This is a genomic window from Azoarcus sp. KH32C (assembly GCF_000349945.1).
Lineage (GTDB): Bacteria > Pseudomonadota > Gammaproteobacteria > Burkholderiales > Rhodocyclaceae > Aromatoleum.
Map to the genome: position 1 here is coordinate 1,865,181 of NC_020516.1, position 22,469 is coordinate 1,887,649.

Annotated in this window: 15 protein-coding genes; 7 read left to right on the forward strand and 8 right to left on the reverse strand. The window is 66.2% G+C overall.

The window, feature by feature from the left end:
* The first annotated feature begins 132 nt into the window (after nucleotides 1-132).
* Genes AZKH_RS08230 through AZKH_RS08240 form a run of 3 tightly spaced genes read left to right on the forward strand, consistent with a single transcriptional unit; the run spans nucleotide 133 to nucleotide 4,434 of the window.
* Nucleotides 133-867 carry an ABC transporter ATP-binding protein gene (locus AZKH_RS08230; RefSeq protein WP_015435289.1) on the forward strand — a complete coding sequence of 245 codons (735 nt, stop codon included), beginning with the start codon at nucleotides 133-135 and terminating at the stop codon, nucleotides 865-867.
* Complete coding sequence (locus tag AZKH_RS08235; protein WP_015435290.1) at nucleotides 861-3,233, forward strand: ABC transporter permease; 2,373 nt, start codon at nucleotides 861-863, stop codon at nucleotides 3,231-3,233. Before AZKH_RS08230 ends, AZKH_RS08235 begins: the two co-directional genes overlap by 7 nt.
* A 4-nt stretch (nucleotides 3,234-3,237) precedes the next feature.
* Nucleotides 3,238-4,434 (forward strand): efflux RND transporter periplasmic adaptor subunit, encoded by a 1,197-nt coding sequence (locus AZKH_RS08240; protein ID WP_015435291.1) that lies wholly within the window; start codon nucleotides 3,238-3,240, stop codon nucleotides 4,432-4,434.
* Nucleotides 4,435-4,462: 28 nt separating this feature from the next.
* Here AZKH_RS08240 and AZKH_RS08245 read toward each other — a convergent pair whose 3' ends face one another.
* On the reverse strand, nucleotides 4,463-4,735 hold the full coding sequence (locus tag AZKH_RS08245; RefSeq protein ID WP_015435292.1) for a PepSY domain-containing protein: 273 nt from the start codon (nucleotides 4,733-4,735) through the stop codon (nucleotides 4,463-4,465).
* A 197-nt stretch (nucleotides 4,736-4,932) separates the two neighbouring features.
* Between AZKH_RS08245 and AZKH_RS08250 the strand changes: the two genes are divergently transcribed.
* The 3 genes from AZKH_RS08250 to AZKH_RS08260 are packed head-to-tail and all read left to right on the forward strand — an operon-like array spanning nucleotide 4,933 to nucleotide 9,621.
* A complete protein-coding gene (locus AZKH_RS08250; protein WP_015435293.1) occupies nucleotides 4,933-6,711 on the forward strand; it encodes an FAD-dependent oxidoreductase in 1,779 nt (592 codons plus the stop codon).
* A gap of 1 nt (nucleotide 6,712) precedes the next feature.
* Entirely contained in the window at nucleotides 6,713-8,569 is a 1,857-nt protein-coding gene (locus tag AZKH_RS08255; RefSeq protein WP_015435294.1) for a 2-oxoacid:acceptor oxidoreductase subunit alpha, read from the forward strand.
* Nucleotides 8,566-9,621 carry a 2-oxoacid:ferredoxin oxidoreductase subunit beta gene (locus AZKH_RS08260; protein WP_015435295.1) on the forward strand — a complete coding sequence of 352 codons (1,056 nt, stop codon included), beginning with the start codon at nucleotides 8,566-8,568 and terminating at the stop codon, nucleotides 9,619-9,621. The genes AZKH_RS08255 and AZKH_RS08260 overlap by 4 nt, the downstream gene beginning before the upstream one ends.
* Nucleotides 9,622-9,666: 45 nt before the next feature.
* Here AZKH_RS08260 and AZKH_RS08265 read toward each other — a convergent pair whose 3' ends face one another.
* The 4 genes from AZKH_RS08265 to AZKH_RS08280 form a co-directional block, all read right to left on the reverse strand.
* Nucleotides 9,667-10,935, reverse strand: coding sequence for a hypothetical protein (locus AZKH_RS08265; protein WP_083903159.1), 1,269 nt, complete (start codon nucleotides 10,933-10,935; stop codon nucleotides 9,667-9,669).
* Between the two features lie 154 nt (nucleotides 10,936-11,089).
* Nucleotides 11,090-11,482, reverse strand: coding sequence for a cytochrome c family protein (locus AZKH_RS08270; protein ID WP_015435297.1), 393 nt, complete (start codon nucleotides 11,480-11,482; stop codon nucleotides 11,090-11,092).
* Nucleotides 11,479-13,071, reverse strand: a complete 1,593-nt coding sequence (locus AZKH_RS26260; protein ID WP_172642459.1) for a diguanylate cyclase — start codon at nucleotides 13,069-13,071, stop codon at nucleotides 11,479-11,481. The genes AZKH_RS08270 and AZKH_RS26260 overlap by 4 nt, the downstream gene beginning before the upstream one ends.
* 289 nt (nucleotides 13,072-13,360) lie before the next feature.
* Nucleotides 13,361-15,913 carry a response regulator gene (locus tag AZKH_RS08280; RefSeq protein WP_015435299.1) on the reverse strand — a complete coding sequence of 851 codons (2,553 nt, stop codon included), beginning with the start codon at nucleotides 15,911-15,913 and terminating at the stop codon, nucleotides 13,361-13,363.
* Nucleotides 15,914-16,034: 121 nt separating this feature from the next.
* Here AZKH_RS08280 and AZKH_RS08285 point away from each other — a divergent pair, with 121 nt between their 5' ends.
* Nucleotides 16,035-17,306: an ABC transporter substrate-binding protein gene (locus AZKH_RS08285; RefSeq protein ID WP_015435300.1), complete on the forward strand. Its 1,272-nt coding sequence runs from the start codon at nucleotides 16,035-16,037 to the stop codon at nucleotides 17,304-17,306.
* 56 nt (nucleotides 17,307-17,362) lie between these two features.
* Here the strand turns inward: AZKH_RS08285 and AZKH_RS08290 are convergent, their stop codons facing one another.
* From AZKH_RS08290 to AZKH_RS08300, 3 genes are all read right to left on the reverse strand, one after another.
* Nucleotides 17,363-17,815: a low affinity iron permease family protein gene (locus AZKH_RS08290; RefSeq protein WP_369795098.1), complete on the reverse strand. Its 453-nt coding sequence runs from the start codon at nucleotides 17,813-17,815 to the stop codon at nucleotides 17,363-17,365.
* A gap of 69 nt (nucleotides 17,816-17,884) precedes the next feature.
* Nucleotides 17,885-19,300, reverse strand: coding sequence for an AdeC/AdeK/OprM family multidrug efflux complex outer membrane factor (adeC, locus tag AZKH_RS08295; RefSeq protein ID WP_015435302.1), 1,416 nt, complete (start codon nucleotides 19,298-19,300; stop codon nucleotides 17,885-17,887).
* A complete protein-coding gene (locus AZKH_RS08300; RefSeq protein WP_015435303.1) occupies nucleotides 19,297-22,464 on the reverse strand; it encodes an efflux RND transporter permease subunit in 3,168 nt (1,055 codons plus the stop codon). The genes adeC and AZKH_RS08300 overlap by 4 nt, the downstream gene beginning before the upstream one ends.
* Nucleotides 22,465-22,469 lie beyond the last annotated feature (5 nt).

Consider the following 22,469-nt stretch of genomic DNA (forward strand, 5'->3'; position numbering starts at 1 on the left):
TGAAAGTCCGCGGAGAAAGGTTACAGCTATGCCGAAAAGATATAATTGCAATTGGGATGCCGCACGGCATGCGACATCGCTCCGAAGCTGCCCGTGAGGGAGGCTGTGAGGGAGAGACCGGACGGATCGCCTATGACGGATCGGGAACAGCAGGACGCGCCGCCGCGGCCCATCTTCGAGGCGCGCGGGCTCACGAAGGTCTACGAGATGGGCGAGGTGCGGGTCGAGGCGCTGCGCGGCGTCGATCTCGATCTCTATCCGGGCGAGTTCGTCGTGCTGCTCGGCCCCTCGGGCAGCGGCAAATCGACGCTGCTCAACATCCTCGGCGGGCTCGACACGCCGACGAGCGGCAGCGTGCGCTACGGCGACCACGACCTGACCGTCGACGACGATGCGGCGATGACGCACTACCGCCGCGAGCACGTCGGCTTCGTCTTCCAGTTCTACAACCTGATCCCCAGCCTCACGGCGCGCGAGAATGTCGCACTCGTGACCGAGATCTCCGACGACCCGATGGCGCCCGAGGGGGCGCTCGCGCTGGTCGGGCTCGCGCAGCGGATGGATCACTTCCCGAGCCAGATGTCGGGCGGCGAGCAGCAGCGGGTGGCGATCGCGCGGGCCGTCGCGAAGCGGCCGCAGGTGCTGCTGTGCGACGAGCCGACCGGAGCGCTGGACGCGCAGACCGGCGTGATGGTGTTGGACGTCATCGCGCGCGTGAACCGCGATCTGGGCACCACGACCGTCGTCATCACCCACAACGCGGTCATCGCCGCGATGGCCGATCGCGTCGTGTATTTCGGCGACGGGCGCGTCGTGCGCATCGAGCGCAACGATCACCGCGCGGCGGCCAGCGAACTGCAATGGTGAGCCTGCGCGCCCTCGACCGCAAACTGTGGCGCGACCTGTGGCACATGCGCGGCCAGGCGTTCGCGATCGCGCTGGTCGTGATGTGCGGCGTCGGCACCTACGTGATGTTCATCTCGACGCTCGCCTCATTGCGCACGACGCAGGACAGCTATTACCGCGAATACCGCTTCGCCCAGGTGTTCGCGTCGCTCAAGCGCGCACCCGAGTCGCTGCGGCAGCGGATCGCGGCGATCCCGGGAGTCGATGCCGTCGACACGCGCGTCGTCGCGCAGGTGCGGCTTGAAATGCCGGACTTCGACGAGCCGGTCACGGCGCTGATGGTGTCGCTGCCCGATGCCGGGCCGCACGGGCTCAATGCCTTGCACCTGCGCGAAGGCCGGCTGCCGCTGCCCGCGCGCGCCGACGAGGTGGTCGTCAGCACGCCGTTCGCGAAGGCGCATGGGCTGCATCCGGGTGGCCGCTTCGACGCGATCCTGAAGGGGCGGCGGCAGACGCTGCGGGTTGTCGGAACCGCCTTGTCGCCGGAGTTCATCCAGCAGCTGCGGCCGGGCTCCGCCTTTCCCGACCCGAAGCGTTACGGCGTGATGTGGATGGAGCGCCGCGCGTTGGGGCAGGCTTACGAGCTGGACGGCGCGTTCAACGACCTCGCGCTGAGTCTGCGCCCCGGTGCCGACGAGCAGGACGTGATCGAGCGCGTCGACGAGCTCATCGACCCGTTCGGCGGCTTGGGCGCCTACGGGCGCGTGGACCAGCGCTCGCATCGTTTCCTGGGCCAGGAACTGCAGCAGCTCGGCACGCTGGCGAGTCTTTTCCCGACGATGTTCATGGGCGTCGCGGCCTTCCTGCTCAACGTCGTGATCGGGCGGCTGGTCGCGATGCAACGCGAGCAGATCGCGACGCTGAAGGCCTTCGGCTACGGCAATCTGGCGGTGCTCTGGCATTACCTGAAGCTCGTCGCGGCAATCGCGGGTGCCGGAGTGATCGGCGGAACGGGCCTGGGCATCTGGCTCGGGAAGCTGCTGTCGGCGATCTACATGGAGTTCTACTACTTCCCCTTCCTGAAATTCATCCTGCAGCCCCTGACGGTCGTCGAAGCCGCGATGGCGAGCCTGCTGGCGGCTGGCGCCGGCACGGTGATGGCGGTGTGGCGCGCGGCGCGGCTTTCCCCGGCGCAGGCGATGCGCCCCGAGCCGCCCGCGCACTACCACGAGACCGGGGTCGAGAAGCTCGGCCTGAAGCGTTGGCTGTCGCAGCCGACGCGCATGATCGTCCGCCACATCCGCCGCCGCGCGCTGCAGTCGGCGGTGACCGTGCTGGGCATCGCGCTCGCCTGCGGCATCATCATGACCGGGCTCTTCCAGCGCGATACCGTCGGCTACATGCTGAACGTGCAATACGACATGTCGCAGCGCGAGGATCTGTCGGTGAGCTTTACGGACCCGACGGCCTATCGCGCGCGCTTTGACCTGCTCGGCCTGCCGGGCATCGAGCACGTCGAGGTGTTCCGGGCCGTGCCGGTGCGGCTGCGGCACGGACATCTCGAATACCGGACCGGTATCCGCGGCGTCGAGCCCGGCGGCGACATCCAGCGCCTGCTCGACGCCGAGCTGCGCCCGGTGCCGCTGCCGCCCGACGGCATCCTGCTGACCGACTATCTCGGCAAGATCCTCGACGTCGGGGTCGGCGAGCGCATCGTCGTCGAGGTGCTCGAAGGCGACCGGCCGCGACGCGAGGCGACGGTGGTCGGGCTCGTGAAGGAGTACCTCGGCGTGTCGGGCTACATGGACCTCGCCGCGCTGAACCGCTTCATGCACGAGGGCCCGACGATCTCGGGCGCGTATCTGTCGGTCGACCGCGCACAGCTCGGCCGGCTGTACGAGCGGCTGCGGGAAACACCGCGCGTCGCAGCCGTCGCCGAGCGCGTCCAGGAGATCCGCAACTTCAACCGCATGATGGACGAGACGATGCTGTTCTTCACCTACGTCGCCACGGCCTTTGCCGTGATCATCGCGTTCGGCGTGATCTACAACAGCGCCCGCATCGCGCTGACCGAGCGCGGCCGCGAGCTCGCGAGCCTGCGCGTGCTGGGCTTCACGCGCGCCGAGATCGCCTACATCCTGCTCGGCGAGCTGGGCATCTTGACGCTCGTCGCGATTCCGCTCGGCCTGTGGCTGGGCGAGGGCATGTGCTATTACATCGCTCGCACGCTGCAGAGCGATCTGTTCCGCGTCCCGGTCGTGCTCGAACCGCGGACCTATGCGTTCGCCGTCACCGTCGTGCTGGTGTCGTCCATGCTCTCGGGCCTTGCGGTCCGGAGGCGGCTCGACCGGCTGGACCTGATCGGCGTGCTGAAGACTCCGGAGTGAGGCAATGAAGAACACAGTGCAATGGCGCAGGCGCATCGTGCTGGCGGCGATCGCCGTCGCGATCGGCTGGGGGCTCTACCACGGATTCCGGCCGCAGCCGCTCGTCGTCGATGCGCGCGCGGTCGAGCGCGGGCCGATGCGGGTCGCGATCGAACAGGAGGGGCGGACGCGCGTCGTCGACCGCTATGTTGTCGCGGCCCCCGTCGCGGCCTACGCGCGGCGCATCGCGCTCGATGTCGGAGATGCCGTGCAGGCCGGCCAGTCGCTCGTCGAGCTCGAACCGCAGCGCTCCGAGGTGCTCGATGCGCGCCGCCGGGCCGAGGCCGAGGCGCGCGTCGCGGCGGCATTCGCGAACGCAAGTGCCGTCGAGCAGCGCATGCGCGCAGCCCAGGCGGGCGCGGATCTCGCTGACAAGGATCTGCGCCGTGCGCGATCCCTGCGGGCGGCGGGCCACGTGAGCGCCGAGGCCGAAGACCGCGCGGTCGCCGAAACCGACCGTGCCGGCTCGGAGCTGCGTTCGGCGCAGTTCGCGGTATCGACGGCCCGCCACGAGCTCGAAGCCGCGCGCACCGCGCTCGGCTACGCCGCGGCGGGCGGGAAGGGCGCGCCGATCGTCGTGCGCTCGCCCGTCGCCGGCCAGGTGCTGAGGATTCCACGCAAGAGCGAAGGGGCGATCGCCGTCGGTCAGCCGCTGCTGGACATCGGCGATCCGCGCAGCCTCGAAGTCGAGGTCGACGTTCTGTCCGCCGACGCCGTGCGCATCGCGCCCGGCACGCGCGTACTGTTCGAACGCTGGGGCGGGGAGGGCGCGTTGGAAGGCGTCGTCCGGGTCGTCGAGCCTGCCGGCTTCACGAAGGTCTCCGCGCTCGGGGTCGAGGAGCAGCGCGTCTGGGTGATCGCCAACTTCACGTCGCCGCCCGCACAATGGCAGCGCCTCGGCGACGGCTATCGCGTCGAGGCGAGCTTCATTGTCTGGGAGGACAAGGACGTGTTGCAGATCCCGGCGAGCGCCCTGTTCCGCGACGGCGACGGCTGGGCGGCCTTCGTCATCGAGGGGGGTAGGGCGGTCAAGCGGCGCGTCGAGCCGGGCCAGCGCAATGGTCTGAGCGCGCAGGTGCTTTCGGGTGTGAAGGAAGGCGAGCAGGTCGTCGTGCATCCGGACGACCGGCTCCGCGACGGGGCGCGCGTGACGACCGGGTAGGCGATCGCGCGCGCCCTTCGTGGCCGCATCACGTCCGCTTGGAGTCGGATTTCGTCGCGCTGCCGTCGGCCGGGTTGATGTAGATCTTTAAGCTGCGGCCGTCCTTGTCGGTGGCATGCAGCTCATAACACTTGCCCTTGGTGAGCTCCAGGCGCGAGAAACGATGGCCCGTGTCGACGAGCGAGCGCATCGTCTGGGCAACGGCCTCGGTGTTCTGCGGCATCGTGCATTGCGGTTCGGCGAAGGCGCTCGTTCCGATGAGCAGGGCGGTCGCGGCGACAATCAGGTGGCGGGTTTCCATGGTGGTTCTCCTCTCTCTCGCGTCATGCCGAAGTGGCATGGGACACATTCTGCGTGTCCGTACATGAACGGATGCTGAATGGGTCGCGCGGCAGGCGACGCAATTTGTTGCGCCGCCGCGTGCTTTTCGGTGCAGATCGTGCACATTGTCGAGTCGGGTATTCAGACGCATGTTTATTCCCAAGAGGAAGGACGCACTTGAAGCCGACAGACATCAACGCCCCCGATTACCTGCACAAGGTCGTCGATTGCCAATGGGCGTGCCCGGCCCACACGGCCGTTCCCGAGTACATCCGCCAGATTGCCGCGGGCGATTTTTCTGCGGCCTACATGACCAACTGGAAGTCGAACGTCTTCCCCGGCATCCTCGGACGCGTGTGCGACCGCCCCTGCGAGCCGGCCTGCCGGCGCGGGCGCGTCGACACCGAGCCCGTCGCGATCTGCCGGTTGAAGCGCGTCGCCGCCGATTTCAAGGACGACATCCACGCCCGCCTGCCGCAACCGCCCAAGCAGAAGAACGGCAAGCGCGTCGCCTGCATCGGCGCGGGGCCCGCGTCGCTCACGGTCGCGCGTGATCTCGCGGTGATCGGCTACGAGGTCACGGTGTTCGATGGCGGTTCTTCGGCTGGCGGGATGATGCGTAGCCAGATCCCGAAGTTCCGCCTGCCCGATCGCGTCATCGACGAGGAGTGCGGCTACATCGCCGGGCTCGACGTCGAGCTGCGCCAGGACCATTGGGTGACGAGCCTCTCGGCGTTGCTCACCGGTGAGTGGGATGCCGTCTTCGTCGGCACGGGCGCGCCACGGGGCCGCGACGTCGATCTACCCGGGCGCAAGGAGGCCGCCGCGCACATCCACGTCGGCATCGACTGGCTGTCGAGCGTCGCCTTCGGCCACATCGACAAGATCGCGAAGCGCGTGATCGTGCTCGGCGGCGGCAACACCGCGATGGACTGCTGCCGTTCGGCGCGGCGCCTCGGTGGCGAGGACGTGCGCGTCGTCGTCCGCAGCGGCTTCGACGAGATGAAGGCCTCGCCGTGGGAGAAGGAGGATGCGATGCACGAAGGCATCCCGATCCACAACTACCTCGTGCAGAAGGCCTTCACGCACGACAACGGGAAACTCACCGGCGTGCTCTTCGAGAAGGTTCGCGCCGAATACGACGACGCAGGCCATCGTGCGCTCGTGCCAACCGGCGAGCCCGACGTGCTCATGGAATGCGACGAGGTGCTGCTCGCGATCGGCCAGGAGAACGCCTTCCCGTGGATCGAGCGCGACATCGGCATCGAGTTCGACCGCCACGGCATGCCGGTGCTCGACGCGCAGACGCTGCAGTCGACGCTGCCTCGCGTGTTCTTCGGCGGCGATGCGGCGCTGGGGCCGAAGAACATCATCACGGCGGTCGCGCAGGGCCACGAGGCCGCGATCTCGATCGACCTCTTGTGCCGCGGCGAGCCGCTGACGAAGCGGCCCGCGCCGACGATGAACCTCGTCAGCCAGAAGATGGGCATCCATGAGTGGAGCTACGACAACAAGGTGTCGGAAGACCTCCGCTACAAGGTGCCGGTCAAATCGCTCGAAGAGACGCTGAAGAACATCAAGACCGAGTTCGAGCTCGGCTACGACGTCGCGCTCGCGTGCGGCGAGACGCAACGCTGCCTCAACTGCGACATCGCGACCGTCTTCACGCCCAAGCTTTGCATCGAGTGCGACGCCTGCGTCGACATCTGCCCCACCGAATGCATCACCTTCACCCGCAACGGCGAGGAGGATGAACTGCGCGGGCGGCTCAAGGCACCGGCGCATGACCGGGAGCAGGCGCTGTACATTGCCGAAGGGCTCAAGACCGGCCGCGCGATGGTCAAGGACGAGAACGTCTGCCTGCACTGCGGCATGTGCGCCGAGCGTTGTCCGACGGGGGCGTGGGACATGCAGAAATTCGTGTTGAACTTGCCGCAGGCAGGTGTGGAGGCCTGAAATGACCCTATCGAGCATCCAACGCTGCAACGACTTCGTCATCAAGTTCGCGAACGTCAACGGGTCGGGCTCCTCGTCCGCGAACGAACTCTTCGCGCGCTCGATCATCCGCATGGGCGTGCCGGTCGCGCCGCGCAACATCTTCCCGTCCAACATCCAGGGGCTGCCGACCTGGTACGAGGTGCGTGTGTCCGAAGCGGGCTGGCTCGGCGCGAGCGCGGGCTGCGACTTGATGGTCGCGATGAACCCCCAGACTTGGGACCGCGACGTTGCCGCGATCGATTCCGGTGGCTATCTGTTCTACGACTCGACGAAGCCGATGCCCGCGTCGAAATTCCGTGAGGACATCACGGTGCTCGGCGTGCCGCTCACGGCCTTGTGCAACCGCGAATACACCGACGCGCGCCAGCGTCAGCTCTTCAAGAACGTGATGTACGTCGGCGCGCTGATCGCGCTGCTCGACATGGAGTTCGCCGCCGCCGAGAAGTTGATCGTCGATCGCTACCGCGGCAAGGATCAGCTCATCCAGGCCAACGTCAATGCGCTGCGGATCGGCTACGACTACGCGAAGGCGAACCTGCCGTGCCCGATCGGTCTCACGGTGCGGCGCGCGGACGCGGTCGGCGACCGCATCTTCATCGACGGCAACAGCGCCTGCGGGCTGGGCGCCGTGTATGGCGGCGCCACGGTCGCAGGCTGGTATCCGATCACGCCGTCGACCTCCGTCATCGAAGCCTTCTCGAGCTACTGCCGCAAGTACCGCACCGACCCCGACAACGGCCGCGCCCGCTATGCGATTGTGCAGGCCGAGGACGAACTGGCGTCGATCGGCATGGTGATCGGTGCCGGCTGGAACGGCGCGCGCGCCTTCACGGCGACCTCGGGGCCCGGCATCTCGCTGATGCAGGAGTTCTTCGGCCTCGCATTCTTCGCCGAGATCCCCGCGGTGATCATCGACGTGCAGCGCGGCAGTCCCTCGACCGGCATGCCCACGCGCACGCAGCAGTCCGACCTGATCTCCTGCGCCTACGCGTCGCACGGCGACACGCGCCACGTGCTGCTCTTCCCGGAAGACCCCTACGAATGCTTCACGCTCACGGCGCAGGCTTTCGATCTCGCCGAACGGCTGCAGACGCCGGTCTTCGTGATGTCCGACCTCGATATCGGCATGAACGAGCGCCTGTGCGCGCCCTTCGACTGGGACGACAACCGGCGCTACGACCGCGGCAAGCTGATGAGCTTTGAAGACCTCGAAGCCGGGAAGACCTTCGGCCGCTACCTCGACGTCGATGGCGACGGCATTCCCTATCGCACGATCCCCGGCACGCATCCGAACAAGGGCGCGTACTTCACGCGCGGCACGACCCGCAACCCGTACGCCAAATACAGCGAGACCGGCACCGACTACATCTACAATATGGAGCGGCTGCGCCGGAAGTTCGACACTGCGAAGGAACTCGCACCGGCCCCGATCCTCAAGAAGGCCGCGCAGGCGACTCACATCGGCGCGATCTACTTCGGCTCGACGAGTCCGGCGATGGCCGAGGCCAGCGCGCTGCTCGAAGCCGACGGTGTCCACGTCGATACCTTGCGCGTACGCGCCTTCCCGTTCAGCAGCGCGGTGATGCGCTTCATCGCGGAGCATGACTGGGTGTTCGTCGTCGAACAGAACGAGAGCGCGCAGCTGCGTTCGCTCCTCATCAACGAGGGCGAGATCGATCCCAAGAAGCTCGTGCGCGTGCTGCATTACGACGGCTCGCCGATCACGGCGCGCTTCATCGCCCGCCGCATCGCCGACGCGCTCGCCGAGCGCAAGATCAGCCCCATCGGAACTCCGCTGCGCAAGGTGGCCCCATGACCTATCTGCCGAAACCGAAACTCCACGCCGCCGACGCCCCGCGTAACGCACTGGGCTACACCCGTCGCGACTACGAGGGCGCGATCTCGACGCTGTGCGCGGGCTGCGGCCACGATTCGATCAGCGCCGCGGTCGTGCAGGCCTGCTTCGACCTCGACATCGAGCCGCACCGCGTCGCCAAGATGTCGGGCATCGGCTGCTCGTCGAAGACGCCGGATTACTTCCTCGGCAACTCCCACGGCTTCAACAGCGTCCACGGGCGCATGCCCTCGGTGCTGACCGGGGCGTCGCTCGCCAACCGCAGCCTGCTCTACCTCGGCGTGTCGGGCGACGGCGATTCGGCCTCGATCGGCCTCGGCCAGTTCGCCCACTTGATGCGACGCGGCGTCAACATGACCTACATCGTCGAGAACAACGGCGTGTACGGACTGACGAAAGGGCAATTTTCGGCGACGGCCGACAAGGGCTCGAAGAGCAAGAAGGGCGTCATCAACAGCGACAGCCCGATCGACCTCGCCGCGCTCGCGCTGCAACTCGGCGCGACCTTTGTCGCCCGGAGCTTCTCGGGGGACAAGGAGCAGCTCGTGCCGTTGATCAAGGGGGCGCTCTGCCACGGCGGCCCGGCCTTCATCGACGTCATCAGCCCCTGCGTGACCTTCAACAACCACGCGGGCTCGACGAAGAGTTACGACTACGTGCGCGAGCACAACGCTTCGGTCAATAGCGTCGACGTGATCCTGCCGCGCGCGCCGATCGAGGCGTCGTATCCGCCGGGCACGCTGCGCCGGATCGTGCAGCACGACGGGTCGATCCTGCACCTGAGGAAGCTCGGGGACGACTACGACCCTTCGGACCGCATCGGCGCCATCCATTACCTGCAGGGACGCCAGGCCCTCGGCGAGATCGTCACCGGCCTGCTGTATATCGACAGCAGCGGCCAGGACATGCACGCGCACCTGAACACGGTCGAGAAGCCGCTGAACCAGTTGGGCGATGCCTACCTGTGTCCCGGCAGCAAGGCGTTGGACGCGTTGAACGCCCTATTGCGGTGACATGAAGACGGGAGCGCGAGTGCGCTCCCGTTGACGCCCCGGACGTCAGAATGCAGTCCAGGCGAAGAGATAGGTGCTGTTATTGCCGGAGGCGCCCGACGAGGTGCCGTCGAACTTGTCGTAATGGGTGTACTGGATGCCCACGCGCAGGTTAACCCACGGCTCCAGCCATGAATCAGCCTTGCCGAAGGGCGTCCAGTCGAATTGCAGGATCCAGCCATTCGAGTCCGGTTTGCCGTTCGCGTAGCGGATGTCGTCGGACGAACCTTTGGTGTCGAAACGGCTGAGGGTCGCGCCGTAGGTCTTGTCGTAATGGTAGGAGGTCGTCAGCTTGAGCTGGTCTAGCCGGAGGTGCCGATGTTCGGCCGGCGTATCGAGGAGGGTCTGCCGCTCGGCAATGTAGCTGCCGCTTGCCGTGAAGACGTGGGTGCGATTGCCGATGTACTGGTAATTGGCATCCACTCCCACATCCTCAAAGCGGTCGCTGGGCCCGGCCGAATTGAAATCGCGCAGCCGCGAGTTCATGCCGAAGATTCCGACCGAGTACATGTCGCGGCTCTTCTCCCGTGTGCGGTCCTTGATGTAGGCCAGGCGCCAGTAAGGCGCGGTCCCCTGGAGTTTTTCGCCGGCGTCTGTCTTGTCGGTGATTGCGTTGGTGTCCAGCAGATAGCGCTGAGTCGCTGCGCGATAGCCGCCCGCCTCGGCGTAGAAGCCATTCGTAGTGAAGACATAGCCCGTCAGGCCGAAGACGCGACCGTCGAGCGCGCCGGCGATGACCGGGCTCGCTTCCGGGACGGGCGCAAAATCCTCGGGCGCGCCCGTGAACGGGAAACTCCACACCGGCGTCGTATTCAACGGGTCCTGCACCGTTGGGCGGTTGTTGAACGAGGCACCAAGCAGCATGTCTTCTCCACCGATGCTTGTCTTGCGGGCATAGCGCAGATCCATGCTGTCCATCGCCCAGCGCCGCGAAACGCCTTCCCACGTGGCCTGCACAAAGGCACCGAGGTTGTCCAGAAGCTTGCCCGCCAGAAAAATCGAGGCCTCGCCGATGGCGCTGTTGTCATTGGTCCGGTAGTGCCTTGGGGCCTCCGGAAGATCATCCTTGGTGCTGGTGAAGCCTGCGACGAGCATTGCCGAAAGGGGTACCGGGCTGATCTCGCCCGTCGCTTCGGTATAGCCGCCGAGTTTGAACTGCATCCCGTAGGGCGTGAGCTGCGGGCCGAACGAGCCGACATGGCATGTGGCGCATTCCTGCTTGGTCTGGCGGGCGAAGTTGGGTACCGCCAAGGCCGAGAACGAGGCGGCGAGCAAGGCGCCCGCGAGGCCGAGTCTGACGAGATGGCGCGCGACCGCGCGCGAAAGTGGACTGCTTCCTGACACTCTGGTATTCCCCTTGTCACGATGGACGACACTTCGGTCGATGAGGTCGGCCGTTTTCCTGATGCCGCAGGTTCCTATCGCTGCGTCATTTCTTTGTTTTCAGGAATTCGATCAGGTCGGCACGGTCCTTCGGACTCGGCAGACCTTCGTATTTCATCTTGATGCTGGGGGAAAACTTCGCCGGCTTGGTGAGATACCGGTCTATTGCCTCGGGGGTCCATACGAGGTCGCTTTTTTTGACAGCGTCAGAATAATCGTCGTACCCGGCGGCGCTGCCCGCCTTGCGGCCAATGACGCCTCGCAGGGTCGGGCCTTTCTTGTTCTTGCCGGTGTAGGTGTGGCACTCGCTGCATTCTTCCTCGAAGATCAGGGCCCCGGCCCCAGGGTCGCCAGCGGCACGGGCGAGGCTGCCAGCCAGGCTCAGCGAGACGGCCAATGAAACAAGCACGGCGTGTGTAATCATCGGGTTATTCTTCACGCGCCGACTTCCGATTTGTCCAGGATTGCTGCCGCTGCGACCGCGCAGCGATTTCGGCCCCGTTCCTTCGCCGTGTAGAGCGCACCGTCGGCGCACTCGATCAGGTTATCGGCCGAATCGGCCATGATGTCCGGGAACGATGCGCAACCGATCGAGGTAGTGACCGACAGGCCCTCGACGTTCAGCGCGGCGATGGCCTGCCGCAATCGCTCCGCCGCATTGAATGCGCCCGGGCCGGAGGTTTCCGGGAGAATCGCCAGGAACTCCTCGCCGCCATAGCGGCAGGGGAAGTCCTGCTGGCGCAGGGTCTCGCGCATCGCGCCGGCGACGGCCTTCAGCACGCGGTCACCCATTTCGTGACCGTGCCGATCGTTGAATTTCTTGAAGTGATCGACGTCGAGCATGAGGATGGACAACGGGTGCCCGTAACGCTGTGCCCGGGCGAGCTCCTTGGTAAGCGTGTCGTCGAGGAAGCGCCGGTTGAACAAGCTGGTCAGGGCGTCGGTGGTGGAGAGCTTGCGCAACTCCTCTTCGAGATTCTTCTCGATCGTGATGTCGCGGATCAGGGCGGCGCTTCCGGCGAGATGGCCATCATCGGCATTGATGCGCGACGCCTGCGCGGACAGGATCAGCTCGCCGCGACGGATGATTTCCGGGGAACCGTCCGGGTCGTCGAGCAGACGCGTCATCAGGTCGGTGTCGTCGAGGATGTCGATAAAGCTGCCGTGCTTAATCTGCTGGATGCTTTTCCCAAGCAGCGTCTCCGCCGACGGGTTTACCAGCGTCACGCGATCGGTCGCGTCGGCGACGATGATCGCTTCCTTTGCGGAGCGGATGATGGTGGTCAGTTTGTCCTGCTCGCGCTGCATGCCGTCGTATGCGTGCTTGAGCGATGCAGTCATCGTGTTGAAGCTGCTTGCCATCTGGGCGACTTCATCGCTGCCGCCGGCCACCGCGCGGCTATTGAGGTCTCCGCCGGCGGCCCTGCGCATCGCCTCGGTGACACGCGCGATGGGTTGCGAAACCGAACGGCGCAGGATGGCGGCGGTGAAGATCAGCGTCAGCAGCAGGCTCGCGACGATGAGGGCGACTGCGCGTTGATTCGCCTCGGCGATGTCGTGTTCGAGTGCGGCGAGCGTCACCGAGAACTTGATGAAGCCGAGCAGCCGCGTCTCGTCGCCGTGGCACTTCTTGCAGCCCCGCGTCGTCATGATCGGCGCGAGCATGGTCATCGACGGCTTGCCGTCGGGGCCGGCGGCGGTATAGAGCGGTACGGGTTTCTCGCTGGTGCCGGCGCGCAGCAGATCCGGAGAATCCTTTGGCAGGACGGGCACGATCTGTTCCTCGTCCCGTTCCGGAAAGGCCTCCTCGCCCTTGTACTGATTGACGGCCCGAATGGTCTGGTTGTCGCGGAATGCTTCAGTGCCGTCGACGCGCAGGATGCGGAAATCTTGTGCACCTTCGACCGTCTTCAGCCGGTCCGAAAACGCCTGCGCGATGTCCGCATCCCCAGCCAGCATGACACTTTGCAGGCCCTTGATGACGGATTCGACGGTCTGCGTCATCGAACGCTCGTTTTGCTCCCGCATGCCCTTTTCCTGCGCGAGCGAGTAAGCCCAAAGGCTTACGGTCATCCCAACGCTGGCAGCGAGTCCGACGACAAGGAGAATTTTTTGTCCGATGCTGCGCAGTGCCATGAAAATCGGGAATTCAAGATGCATTCCCTGCAGTATCACAGCCCTATCGGCTTCGAGTCAATCGGGGTATCTCAGACCGCGATCCAATTCCCGGAGCATCGGCCGGACATGCCTACGCGCCGGCCGTTCAGAGTATGACGTTCGAAGTATAGGCAACGGAGCCGACGAGACCAGGCGGTCCTCATGCCCCAATGAGCCAGCGCGACAGCAACTCTTTCAGTTGAGCGGGCGAGAAGGGTTTGCCGAGGAAGTCGTCCATGCCCGCAGCCTGGCACACGTCCACGCTCTCGTCGCGTTCGCCTGCGGTGAGGGCGATGATGGCGGTGGGCGGCAGCCCGAGTGTGCGCTCGCGTTCGCGCCACGCCCGGCTCGTCGTCCAACCGTCCATTCCCGGCATCCGGCAATCCATCAGCACGAGGTCGAGATCGGTGTCGGTCTCGCCGACCGCGAGGGCTTCCGCGCCGGAGGCCGCGAGCCGGACTTCGCATCCCAGCGATTCGAGGAGTCCACGGCTCGCCTCGCGGATGCTGGGATCGTCGTCGACCAGCAGGATGCGGCCGACGAAGCCGCCCGGCGCGTCGGTCTTGGGCTTGTCCTTGCCGCCGGGCAGCCATTCGACCAGCTTGTCGAGCAGGGTGTTGCGGTCGACGGGTTTCGACAGGTAGTCGTCCATCCCGGCCGCGAGACATTTGTCGCGGTCGCCGCTCATCGCGAACGCGGTCAGGGCAATGACGGGCGTATGCTTCGTCGTTCCCTCGAGCAGGCGGATCCGCCGCGTCGCCTCGTAGCCGTCGGTGCCGGGCATCTGGCAGTCCATCAGCACGAGATCGGGCGACCATTCCTGCACGAGCGTGATCGCCTCTTCGCCGTTGCAGGCCGAACGGACCTCGCAGCCTGCGGCGCGCAGGTGCTCGCCGAGCACGATCTGACTGATATCGACGTCGTCGGCGAGCAGGACGCGCACGCCCGCGAGCCGTACCCTTGCGATCGGGACCAGCGGAAGCTGGTCGCCTGAGGGGGCGGCGGTAGCGATATCCAGCGGCAGCTCGAACCAGAAGAGGCTGCCTTTGCCCGGAGCACTTTCCAGTCCGAGTTCGCCGCCCATCATGCCCACCAGCTGCCGGCAGATCGTCAGGCCGAGGCCGCTGCCGCCGAAGAGGCGCGTTGTCGACGAGTCAGCCTGGGTGAACTTCTCGAAGATGCAGTGCTGGAACTCGGGCGGAATCCCGATCCCGCTGTCGCGCACTTCTACCCGCAAACGGCCGCGGTCCTCGTCCTGGTGCTGCCAGTGGATGTTGAGCTGAACGCCGCCGCTGGTCGTGAACTTCACCGCGTTGCTCAGCAGGTTGTCCACGACCTGGCGCAGCCGCACCGGGTCGCCGTGGACCACTAGCGGAATCTCGCCCTCGCACGAAGGCTCGAAGGAAAGATTCTTGCGCGCGGCGGCCGTGGCGTGGACCTGCGCGATGTCGTCGAACAGCGTGCGCGGGGCAAAGCCTTCGGGCCGGATCACGAGCTTGCCGGCCTCGATGCGCGAAATATCGAGGATGTCGTTGACGATGCCGAGCAACTGGCTGGCGCTGTCGTGGGCGAGGCGGACGTAGTCGTTCTGCTTGTCGGTCAGGGCGGTGTGGCGCAGCAGGTCCAGCACGCCGAGGATGCCGGTGAAGGGCGTCCGGATCTCGTGGCTCATGTTGGCGAGGAATTCGCTCTTCGCCCGGCTTGCCGCTTCCGCGCGTTCGCGCGCGACGCGCAATTCCGCTTCGGCCGCCTTGCGCTCGCCGATGTCCTCGAAGGTCCATACCACACCGCGACCGAGATCGTCGGGGTCGATGGCCTTGCCGGACAAGGCGCACCAGAACACTTCGCCGTCGCGGCGCCGCATCTGCGTCTCGGCGCGCAAGACCTTGCCGGCGGCGAGGCGCGGCAGCACGTGGCGGTGGAGATGGTGCTGGCTGTCGGAGTTCGGGAACAGCGCGGACGTTCTGAGGCCGATGAGCTCGGCCGCCGGGTAGCCGAAGATCGCCGCCATCTGCTCGTTCGCCCGGACGATGCGACGATTGGCGGGGTTGCTCGAACTCACGTAGGCGATGCCGATGGCTGCGGCGTCCAGCGTCGTCTGCTGGACCGCCTCCAGCTCGTCCTTGGCCCGCCGCAGATCGGCCTCGGCGCGACGCGCATGCAGCAGGGCCCAGCCCAGCATCGCCATGAGGAGAACGAACCCGCCGACAATGGCGAAGAGGAACTGGCGCATGCGGTTCATGCGCAGCGCGAGTTCGGCGTTGAGCGAAGACAGCATGCCCCAGCGGTCGAGCTCGGCCGCCTCGAAGTCCGACGCAAGGACGCGCACCGAGGCGTTGAGCTTGGCCAGTTGGGAAGGAGGCGAGGCGTCGTCGATGTTGGTGAGGGCGCTGCGGATCGAGGCGATGCGGGTGACGAGGGCGCGACGCATGGCCGGATCGTCGTCCTGGCCTTCCGCGCCGTAGTTTTCCGCGAGCGCCAGGGCTTCGTCCGCATGCTCGAGGAGCTGGCGGCGCTTCGCGCCGTCCTGCGCGTGCTCGATACGTTCCTGGGCCTGGCCGAGAAAGTAGCGGGCCTTCAGCAAGGTGCGGGCGCCATGTACTGCGTCGAAGTTGGCAGCGAGGAATTCTTCGTGCAGCGTGTTGAAACGGGCAAACCCGATCGTCAGCGCCAGGCCCGCCAGCACCGCGATCGCATATATGATGAAGGGCAAGCGCTGAGCCACCCTCGATTGGACCGTCACCAAAACTTCCCCTCTCGGCCGTGCAGGCTTTGCTTGTGGCCCGACTTCGGCACTCTTATGATCCTTGGCATTTTCCACTCAACACGCATCGATGGACAATAGCGGCCACCGTCAATTTTCCGGGCACTGTGCACAGCCGGGCAGCAAGTGGCGTCGGCGCCTCACCGCGCTAGCGTTCGGGCTCACCGGTTTTCTGGCTGCGGGCGCCGCGCCAGCCGCAATTTCCGACGGCGAAATCCGCGTCGGCCTGCTGCTCGACATGACATCGATCTACGCGCACCTGGGCGGCAGCGGATCGGAAGCGGCCGCGCAAATGGCGATCGAAGATGTCGGGGGCAAGGTCGCCGGCAAGCCGATCCGGCTGCTTGTCGCGGACCACGGCAACGACGTCGACCGGGCGGTGAACATCGCGCGCCGCTGGCTGGACGAGGAGGGCGTGGACGTCATCGCGGATGTCGTCGGCTCGCCCACGGCTTTGGCGGTGCAGGAGCTGAACCGTACGCGGGGGGCCGTGGTCTTCTACAACGGCGTGATGACTTCGGCGATCACAGGGGCACGCTGCGCCCCTACGGGCATCCACTGGATGTACGACGGCTACGCCTTCACGACGGCGATCGGCCGCGAACTGACCCGGGCAGGCGCACATTCGTGGTATTTCGTCAGTGTCGACAATGCCTTCGGGGCCAATGTCGAAGGCGACCTGGCGAAGGTGATTCGCTCGTCCGGCGGCGAAGTTGTCGGCACGGTGCATCACCGTCTGGGCGAAGAACAGCTCTTCGGGCGCCTGCGCCAAGCCGCCGAGTCGGGTGCGGACGGCATCGCGCTGATCAACGCGGGCGAAGACCTGATCCGCGCCGTACGCCAGAGCTACGACCTGCAGCGCGTGAGCAAGGGCCGAACGGTGCTCGCGGCGGTCGCCACGACGCTCAACGACGTGCACATGATAAAGCCGCAGCTCGCCCAAGGGCTCAAGCTCGCCCATTCGTTCTACTGGAACCGGGACCCCGAGACGCGCGCATGGTCGGAGCGCTTCTACGCCCGGACGGGGGCGATGCCCAACGACCTACAGGCCGGCGTCTACTCGGCGCTCACCCATTACTTCAAAGCCGTGGACGCGAGCGGCAGCGACAAGGGGGCGACCGTCGTCGCGAAGATGCGCGAACTACCAATCCACGACCCAATCGTGCGCAACGCCCGCCTGCGCGAGGACGGCCGCATGGTCCATGACACCTATCTGCTGGAGGTGAAGAAGCCCAGCGAGGTCAAGGAGCCCTGGGACTACCTGCGCATCCTGCGGACCATTCCGGCCGAGCAGGCTTTCAAGCCGCTGGCGGAGAGCGACTGCCCGCTGATCAAGCACTGAGACGCGCGTAGAGGCACGCTCTCAGCCATAAAAGGGCGGCAGCAGGCCTTCCATGATCAGGGCTCCGGTGTACCCGTGTCCTCTGTTCCACGGCGGAGTTCGGCGCGTGCGTCGCCGGCCAGCGTCTCATATCGCTTCCGGAATGCGTCGAGATCCTCTTCCTCCAGTTCTTCCAGGTCGAGGAGCGCGTTATGGGCGCCTTTTGTCGCCCGTATCAGCTCATCCAGCTTGACCTGGATCGCCTCAGTGTCGCGGTTCTGGGTGTTCTGAATCAGGAAAACCATCAGGAACGTGACGATCGTCGTTCCGGTGTTGATGACCAGCTGCCACGTGTCGCTGAAGCCGAAGAGCGGGCCGGTGACCACCCAGACCACGATGATGAGGACGGCGATAGCGAACACGGGCGGTCGCCCGCAAAAATGTGCGGCGGATTTTGCGAATTGGGAATACCAGTTGGTGGGCCGCATGCCGGATGTCTTCCCATGTTTGCGAGCCTTTCCGACCCGCATCGATCCGACAATGGGCTTGCCGAGGCGTTCCTCGTCTTGACATCCGGCGCGGGGTTCTCGCGCTGAACCTTACTGCCAGCCGCCGCCGAGCGCCCGGTAGAGGGTCACCCGGTTGGCAGCGTCGGACTGGCGGACGCTGATCAGGTCGAGCTGGGCGCTGTAGAGGTTGCGCTGCGCATCGAGCAGTCCGAGGTAGCTGTCGATGCCGGCCTTGTAGCGCGCCTCGGAGAGCTTGAAGCTCGCTTCGGTTGCATCGACGAGCTTGCGCCGCGCATCGAGTTGCTCGGTCAACGTCGCGCGGTCCGCCAGCGCGTCGGAGACGTCGCGGAAAGCCGATTGGATGGCCTTTTCGTACTGGGCGACGCTGATCTCGCGCTGCACCTTCGCCGATTCGAGGCTGGCGTTGAGGCGGCCGGCTTCGAAGATCGGGAGCGTGATCTGCGGGATGAAGCTCCAGGTGCCCGAGCCCGACTGGAAGAGACCGTCGAGCGTGCTGCTCGCGGTGCCGGCGCTCGCGGTCAGCGTGATTCGCGGGAAGAAGGCCGCGCGGGCGGCGCCGATGTTGGCGTTCGCGGCGCGTAGCTGACGTTCGGCCTGTAGCACGTCGGGACGGCGCGTCAGCACGTCCGAGGGGACGCCGGCAGGCAGTTCCGCGACGGCCGCGACCGTATCTGCCAGTGCGTCAGGCATCAGATGCGGCGGCACCGGAGCCCCGATCACGAGCGCCAGCGCGTTCTGGTCCTGGGCGACGACGGCGGTGTAGCGGGCGACGTCCGCACGCGCGCTTTCGAACAAGGTCTGCGCCTGGCGCAGGTCGAGCGCCGACGTCGCACCGACGTCGAAGCTGCGCTGCGTCAGGTCGAGGGATTTCTGGCGCGTGCCCAGGGTGCTCCGGGCCAGCGCGAGCCGGTCGCGGTCGGCTGCGAGCCGCAGCCAGTCGTTGGCGACTTCGGCAATGAGGCTGATCTGGGCGCTGCGCCGCGCCTCTTCGGTGCCGAGATACTGCTCCAGCGCCTGCTCGTTGAGGCTGCGGATGCGGCCGAAGAAATCGAGTTCGTAGGCGGAGAAGCCGACCGTCGCGCTGAACTGGCGCGTCGTCGCAGCCTCGCCGCTGCGGCTCAGGTCGCCCGGCATGCGTTGCGCCGTCTCGCCGGCGGTGGCGCCGATCGACGGGAAGAGGTCGGCACGCTGGATGCCGTATTGCGCGCGCGCCTTTTCGATGTTGAGCGCGGCAACGCGCAGATCGCGGTTGTTCTGCAGTGCGAGGTCGATCAGCTCGCGCAGTCGCGAGTCGGCGAAGTAATCGCGCCATGCGATCGCGTCTGCCGGCGTGGCCGCCGGTGCCGTGGCGCCCGCGTCGGGGAAGGCGGCCGGGAAGGTGGCTGGAACAGGCGCAGCCGGACGCAGGTAGTCCGGGATCAGCGTCGTGCAGGCGCCGGCCAGCGTCGCGGCGAGCGCGACGGTGAGGGTGCGGAGCGAAGTCATCGGCTGGCCTCCTGGGCAGCGGGCGCAGAGACGTTTGCCTCGTCCTGCGCGGGTTTGTCCTTGAAGATGCGCTTGATTACGACGTAGAAGAGCGGCACGAAGAAGATACCCAGCGCCGTCGCGGCGATGGTGCCGCCGAGCACGCCGGTGCCGATGGCGTTCTGGCTGCCCGAGCCGGCGCCGGTCGAGATCGCCAGCGGCAGCACGCCGAGGCCGAACGCGAGCGAGGTCATCAGGATCGGGCGCAAGCGCATGCGCACCGCTTCGAGCGTCGCATCGATCAGGTCCTTGCCTTCCTCCATCTGGGCCTTCGCGAATTCGACGATCAGGATCGCGTTCTTCGACGACAGGCCGATCGTCGCGAGCAGACCGACCTGGAAATACACGTCGTTCGACAGCCCGCGGCCGGTCGCGGCCAGCAACGCGCCGAGCACGCCCAGCGGCACGACCATCATCACGGCGAAGGGCACCGACCAGCTCTCATACAGCGCGGCGAGGCACAGGAACACGACCAGCAGCGACAACGCGTACAGCGCAGGCGCCTGCGCACCCGAGCGGCGCTCCTCGTAGGAGGTGCCGGACCACTCGTAGCCAATGCCCGGCGGCAGCTTGGCGATAATCTCCTCGACCGCCGCCATCGCGTCGCCGGAAGACAGGCCCGGCGCGGCCTGGCCGAGCACCTCGATCGAGGGCTGGCCGTTGTAGCGCTCCAGTCGCGGCGAACCGTAAGTCCATTTCGCGTGCGTGAAGGCCGAGAACGGCACCATCTGGCCCTGGCTGTTGCGGACGTACCATTTCTCGAGGTCTTCCGGCTTCATGCGGGCGTTCGCGTCGGCCTGCAGATAGACCTTCTTGATGCGGCCGCGGTCCAGGAAATCGTTGATATAAGCGCCGCCCCAGGCCGTCGACAGCGTGTCGTTGATGTCGCTCACCGAAACGCCCAGCGCCGTCGCCTTGGCGTGGTCGATGTCGAGCTGGTACTCGGGCATATCTTCCTGGCCGTTCGGACGCACGCCGACGAGACGCTTGTCCTGCGCCGCCATGCCGAGGAACTGGTTGCGCGCGGCGACCAGCGCGTCGTGGCCGAGACCGGAGCGGTCCTGCAACTGGACGTCGAAGCCGTTCGAGGTGCCGAGTTCGACCACGGCGGGCGGCACGAAGGCGAACACCATTGCCTCGCGGATCTGCGAGAACGCGGCCATCGCGCGGCCGGCGACGGCCTTGACGCTCATGCCCGGTCCCTTGCGTTCATCCCACGGCTTCAGATTCACGAAACCGATCCCCATGTTCTGGCCGCTGCCGCCGAAGCTGAAGCCGGCGACCGTGAAGAGGGACCTGACCGTGTCCTTCTCGGTCTCGAGGAAGTGGTGCTCGACTTTCTTCAGCACTTCGAGCGTGCGTTCCTGCGTGGCACCGGCGGGCAGCATGACCTGGTTGAACATGAAGCCCTGGTCTTCTTCCGGCAGGAAGGAGGTCGGCAGGCGCAGGAAGAGCAGGCCCAGCACCGCGATGATCGCGACGTAGATCGCAAGGAAGCGCACACTGCGATGGACGATGCGGCCGACGGCCGATTCGTAGCGCTGAGTGTTGCGCGCGAACATCCCGTTGAACCAGTGGAAGAAGCCGCCGAACAAGCCGCCTTCGCCGTGCTCGTGGCCCTTTTCTACGGGCTTCAGCATGGTTGCGCACAGCGCCGGCGTAAAGACGATCGCGACCAGCACCGACAGCGCCATCGCCGAGACGATGGTGATCGAGAACTGGCGATAGATCACGCCCGTGGAACCGCCGAAGAAGGCCATCGGCACGAACACCGCCGCGAGCACGAGGCCGATGCCGACCAGCGCACCGGTGATCTGGCCCATCGATTTCTTGGTCGCTTCCTTCGGCGACAGGCCTTCTTCGGTCATCACGCGCTCGACGTTCTCGACGACCACGATTGCGTCGTCGACGAGCAGGCCGATCGCGAGCACCACGCCGAACATCGTCAGCGTGTTGATCGAGAAGCCGGCCGCCGCCATCACGCCGAAGGTGCCGAGCAGCACGACCGGCACGGCGATCGTCGGGATCAGGGTTGCGCGGATGTTCTGCAGGAACAGGAACATCACGAGGAAGACCAGCGCGATCGCCTCGATCAGCGTCTTGACCACTTCCTCGATCGAGATCTTCACGAAGGGGGTCGTGTCGTAGGGGACGACGACCTTCACGCCCGCCGGGAAGAAGCGCTGCATTTCGTCGAGCTTCGCCCGCACCGCGGTCGCCGTCGCGATGGCGTTGGAGCCCGCGGCGAGCTTGACCGCGATACCCGCGGCCGGTTGGCCGTTGTAGCGCGCGAGGGTGCCGTAGTTCTCGGCGCCGATCTCGATGCGCGCGACGTCACCGAGGCGCACTTCGCTCCCTTGGGCCGAGGTGCGCAGCAGGATCGCCTGGAACTCATCGACGCTCTTCAGCCGGCTTTGCGCCGTGATGTTGGCGGTGAAGCCCTGACCCGGCAGCGAGGGCGTGCCGCCGAGCTGGCCGGCGGACACCTGGGTGTTCTGAGCGAGGATCGCCGTGCGCACGTCCGAGGGCGTGAGCCGGAAGTTGTTGAGCTTTGCCGGATCGAGCCAGATCCGCATCGCGTATTGCGCGCCGAATACCGTCACCTCGCCGACGCCGGGCACGCGCGACAGCGGGTCCTGGACGCTGGAGACGAGGAAGTCCGACAGGTCGACCGCGCTCTGCTGGCCACCGTCGTTGACGAAGCCGATCACCATCAGGAAGTTGCGCGCGGACTTCGCGACCTGCACGCCTTGCTGCTGCACGGCCTGCGGCAGCAGCGGCAGCGCCAGTTGCAGCTTGTTCTGGACCTGGACCTGGGCAATGTCGGGGTTTGTGCCGGCATTGAAGGTCAGCGTGACCGTCGCGTTGCCGAAGGAGTCGCTCGACGAACCCATGTAGAGCAGTCCGTCGAGGCCGGTCATCTTCTGTTCGATGATCTGGGTGACGGAGTCTTCGACCGCCTTCGCGGATGCGCCGGGATAACGGGCGTTGATCGCGACCGCCGGAGGGGCGATCGACGGGTACTGGGACACCGGCAGCTTGAGGATGGACAGCGCGCCGGCGAGCATGATGACGATCGCGATGACCCACGCAAAGATGGGCCTATCGATGAAGAAACGGGCCATGGTCG